Here is a 795-nt window from a genome sequence, read left to right as displayed (position 1 = left end):
TGAGCCTTTTCCAAGCTGATCTTGCAGGTCGGAGGGGGTGCGGCAGGCCCGGAGATCGATGAGGGCGAGGCTCCAGGTAAGACAGCAGTCGACCAAGATCCGATGCCCCGACCGGGAGCCTCGCCTGTGCTGTCTGACCCCTCCACGATCCCGCTGTCCAGCCGCACCCTGAACCACCTCGCCGACCGCATCCGAGCGCACCGCCGCCAGCATCGATCCCGGTGGCGACGCCTCGCCCCTGGGCGACAGGCGCTACTCGCCCTGGCCCACCTGCGCAACGGCGACACCTACACCCGCCTCGCGGCCGGATTCGCCGTCGGTGTCGCCACCGCCTGGCGCTACGTGCAGGAAGCAATCGTGCTGCTCGCCGCAGCGGCTGAGGACCTGGCCACCGCGATGCGGCGCATTCGACGCCTGGCGTACGCGATCCTGGACGGCACCCTGATCCCAATCGACCGGGTAGCGGACCAGAAGCCCCACTACTCCGGCAAGCACAAGCGCCACGGGATGAACGTGCAGGTCATCGCCGACCCGGCCGGCCGGCTCGTGTGGGCCTCACCGGCGCTGCCGGGCTCGACCCACGACCTCACCGCCGCCCGCACCCACGGCATCATCGACGCACTGACCAGCGCGGACGTGATGACCTTCGCCGACAAGGGCTACCAAGGCGCCCGAGGCAGCGTGCGTACGCCGTTCAAGCGGCGCCGCTTCCGGCCGAAGCTGTCACGCCGGCAGAAGACGGTCAACCGGGCACACGCGCGGATCCGTGCTCGTGGCGAACGCGCCATCGCCACA

1 protein-coding gene is annotated in these 795 nt (G+C 69.9%); it reads left to right on the top strand.

Annotation, left to right across the window (positions count from 1 at the left end; translation table 11 throughout):
• Positions 1-126: 126 nt before the first annotated feature.
• Positions 127-795, top strand: a 669-nt coding sequence (locus C1I95_RS34245; RefSeq protein ID WP_111219293.1) for a transposase family protein, incomplete at its 3' end; no start/stop codon positions are given.

It is taken from the genome of Micromonospora craterilacus (assembly GCF_003236315.1).
Classification (GTDB): domain Bacteria; phylum Actinomycetota; class Actinomycetes; order Mycobacteriales; family Micromonosporaceae; genus Micromonospora; species Micromonospora craterilacus.
The sequence above is the reverse complement of the archived record's forward strand: the minus strand, read 5'-3'. Positions and strand labels throughout refer to the sequence as shown.